Below are 4,014 nucleotides of genomic sequence, written 5' to 3' on the forward strand. Positions count from 1 at the left end.
GGGTTCCTGACGATAACGTACGCGATTCGACGGGCGGAAAACGGGTCGTAACTACTCCACGTCGACGGTCCGACTGTCGGTGATCGGCACCAGCGGGAGTTCCGAGAAGGCGACTTCGACCTCGTAGGTCAGTTCCTCGGCGTCGCCGCCGAAGACGCCGACCGGGAGCGTCGTCTCGCCGAGATACCGCGTCTCCTCGGACATCTCGACGCCGTTGACGGTCACGCGAACGCCGGCCGGTTCGCCGTCGCCGGCGTTTCTGACGGTCAGTTCGGCCATCGTGTTCTCGCCTTTCGGAATCGAGTCGGGGACGCCGCTCCACTCGAAGGAGAGGGCTGGCAAGGATTCGGCCTGCTGGACGACACGCTCGGCGAGGCCCTCCGAGAGGCCGGCCGAAACGAGGCTGTCGACGCCCGCCGCCCGGACGTCTGCCGGGGTTCCTAGCCCCTCGCTGGCGAGTTTCTGGGCGCGACCCTTGCCGACGCCCTCGATGGCGGTGAGGCCGACCGCGTCTTCGCTGATGCCGTGTTCGACGCGGGCCTCGACCCGCCGGACGAGGTTGGCGTCCCGTGGCGAGGCGAAGCGCTCGCAGAAGGCCCGAAGCGCCGCCAACATTCGGAGGGCGTTCTGCCGGATGACCCACGCGTCGCTCTGGAGTTCGCCGGGGGTCGTCCCGTCCATCCCGGCCCGGAGAATCGCGAGCACCTTCCGGTTGCCCGCATCGAGGTCGTCGCCCTCGTTGCCCAGCACGGCGCCGAAGGTCTCCCGTTCGTCGCGGCGCGCGGAGACGCTGTCGAACTCCCCGGCGTCGGCGACGGTACGGAGGACGGCCGACTCGTCGAGTTCGGGGGTTTCGTCGTCCGCGGCGCGTTCGCAGAGCCGATAGAAGCCCTCGGCGGTATCCAGCCGCAGGTAGAACTGCGAGGTGAGTTTGCCGAGGCCGGTCGGTTCGATCTCGAGGCCGGACTGGTCGACGAAACCGCCGTCGACGAGTCCTTCGAGCGTTGCCGACACACGGTCCCGAAGCGCGTCGGCGGCGTCGTACTTCTTCGGCGCACTCTGTGCGCGCGTGTAGTAGAACGTCGTCTCCAGCCAGTCCATCACGTCCTCGATGTCGTCGACGACGCCCAGCGCGATTTCGGCGTTGAGATGTGAATCCAGTTCCTCCGCCAGCCGTGACTCGATGGGTTTGCCGTCCCGGAGCAGTTGGCGGTACTTGTCGGCGTCCGAGCCGTCACAGACGACGTAGGCGTAGCCCGCGTCGTCGTAGCCCGGCCGGCCCGCACGCCCGAGCATCTGGAGGATGTCGAGGGGGCTCATGTCCACCTCGCCCTCCAGCGGGTCGTGGAGCTTCGTGTCTCGGATGACGACACACCGGGCGGGGAGGTTGACGCCCCACGCGAGCGTGGAGGTCGAAAACAGCAGCTGGATCTTCCCCTCGCGGAACCACTGCTCGACGCGGTCCTTGTCCGCCTTGGCGAGGCCGGCGTGGTGGAAGCCGACGCCGTCGACCACCGACTGCCGGAGCGTGTCGTTGTTCAACTCCTGGGCGTCGGTATGGAAGTCGTAGTCGCCCCGAGAGCTGATGTCGATGTCGCGCTCGGCGATGACGTCGCGGGCCTTCTCGGCCGCGCGGACGGTGTCCTGCCGGGAGGCGACGAAGACCAGCGCCTGCCCGCCGTCCTCGATGTGGGGTTGGGCGAGGTCCAGCGCCCGGTAGAGTCGCCGGTACTTGTCGGCGAAGGCGTTGTCGCCGTGGGCGTAGGTCTCGACGCCCGCCGACAGCGGGACGGGGCGGTAGTCGTCGCCGAACTCGAAGGTCGCCTCCGGCGGCGCGTCCAGCCAGTCGGCGACGTCTTCGACGTTCTGCATCGTCGCCGACAGCGCGACGACGCGGGTGTCACAGAGCCGCCGCAGGCGAGAGATCGTCACTTCGAGGACGGCCCCACGGCGGTCCGAATCCAGCAGGTGGACCTCGTCGATGACACAGCAGTCCACGTCGGTTATAAAGGAATAGCGCGGTGAATCGTGTTTCCGCGTCGCAGAGTCGGCCTTCTCGGGCGTCATCACGAGGATGTCAGCGCGCTCGGCCTTCCGGGGATTGAGGTCGCGTTCCCCGGTGACGACGTAGACCGAATAGCCCAACTCCTCGAAGCGGTCCCACTCGTCTTCCTTCTCGTTGGTCAGCGCGCGAAGCGGGGCGAGAAACAGCGCGGTGCCGTCGTTGCGGAGCGTCCGACAGATTGCCAGTTCCGCGAGCGCGGTCTTGCCGCTGGCGGTCGGCGCGCTCACGACGACGTTGTCGTCGGTTTCGAGAATCGCCGGCAGCGCCTCCCGCTGCATCCGGTTGAACGACTCGAAGGGGAACGCCTCGGCGAACTCGGGGACGATTTCGTCGACGGCGCCGGCGGAAGTAGCCACTACCGGCACCGGGCGCTCGTGGAGTAAAAACGCATCCATTCCGGAAGCGACGGCGGGGAGTAGTCGTTTGTGAAACTCTCTGTTGGCTCGCCTCGATTCGTATTTCTTTATAAACCGAGCGTGGCGTTGTACTATACCACGCCACCTGCGAAGCCCTCAGCCGGCTGGCGGTCGCTGACCGACATACCCTCGCTTCGCTCGGGTAGGGGTCGGTCAGCGACTCCCCCACTCACGGCTCCCTTCGGTCGCCGTTCATCGCGAGGGTCTCGCTACGCTCCGACCCTCGCACGCCACCCGCCTTCGCCCTTCGATTCCGCCAAGGGGACCGCGACCGCTCAGCACCGCGACCGCGCCACACACCTCCCCAACCGACTCCCTCGCTGGCGCTCGGTCGTCCCTCGCGCGCTGGCTAGCCGGACCCCCGCTCGCTTTCGCTCGCGGGGTCGGCCAGCGCGCGCCATTTATTAACCCACTCGGCCGGGAGCGAGTGGTCGCCTGTGGCGACCCTCGCGACCCGGGGAAGGGCAGGCACGGGGCGGATGCGGTCCCTTGGTGGAACGAAAGGGGAGGTGGGTTCGCGTTTATATAGTCGCTAAGCGGGCACTATCCGACCGCAGGGAGGATATCCCGCTTAGCGACCGCGAACCTACCGAGGGCTTTTTGATTGTTTGCGGTTGAGCGGTCGCCACGCTCTACTTATAAAAATACGGGGAAATCGCAGACAGCCTAGCGGAGCGCGTCCAGCGCGAACTCGAAGCCGGACACCGGGACTTCGAGGTCGTGTTCGACCAGCACCTTCGGATGCACCTCACCGATAACGCCGACCGACTCCCCGTCGAGAACTACCTCGGCGGTCCGGCCGGAGATGAAACTCGGGTGGTCGGTCGGCGGCGTTTCGAGGTCCTTGTCGAAGGCACGAGCGAGGGCCTGCAGGCGCGCCTTCGCGTCCTCGTAGGAGGCGTCGGTTCGTGCGACGACACCGGCGACGGTCTGGTGTTCGGCCACGTTGGTCGGTTCGTCGGTGTCGACGTGGGCTGCCAGTCCGATCTCCGCGAGGTCCTGCGGGTACGCGCGGTGGGTGTTATTTTCGAGGACCATCATCAGCGAGGGTAGCGCCCACGTCCGGACGACGGTGTAATCCTCGCTGTAGGGCTCGGTGATGGTTACCGCGTCCTCGGCACCCAGCGCGTCGTCGTCGGGCGAGAGGCCCATCCGCTCGAACAGTTCGTCCTCGCTGGTCAGATGGAAGTTCAGAAGGTCCTCGAAGCCGAGGCCGACCAGGGCGTCGCGGGCGGCGTCCTCGAGCCGCGAGCGCTGGTGGCGGCCGCCGACCGTCGAGACGTCGGGATACTTCGGTTCGAGGTCGTTGAAGCCGTAGGCGCGGCCGATGTCGTCGACGATGTCCAGCGGGTGGAGCACGTCGACGCGGTAGGGCGGAATCTCGACCTCGTAGAGGAGTTCGTCGGATGGGTCGGGCCCGCTCGACTCGTCGGCCTCATCGGCGGTACCGGCCACCGATTCGGCTTCGAGTTCGCGGGTCGGGACGGTCTCGATCTCGGGCGTTTCCTCGACGCCGCCGGTGTCGGGAATGCG

General features: G+C 67.0%; 2 protein-coding genes. Both read right to left on the reverse strand.

Going from position 1 to position 4,014, the window contains the following annotated elements; translation table 11 throughout:
* Positions 1–51: 51 nt before the first annotated feature.
* On the reverse strand, positions 52–2,421 hold the full coding sequence (locus V5A53_RS13460; RefSeq protein WP_332314133.1) for a DEAD/DEAH box helicase: 2,370 nt from the start codon (positions 2,419–2,421) through the stop codon (positions 52–54).
* A gap of 726 nt (positions 2,422–3,147) precedes the next feature.
* The coding region (locus V5A53_RS13465; RefSeq protein ID WP_442928701.1) for a tRNA ligase subunit PheS family protein at positions 3,148–4,014 on the reverse strand (867 nt) is incomplete at its 5' end.

Source organism: Natronomonas sp. (assembly GCF_036625485.1).
GTDB lineage: Archaea > Halobacteriota > Halobacteria > Halobacteriales > Haloarculaceae > Natronomonas.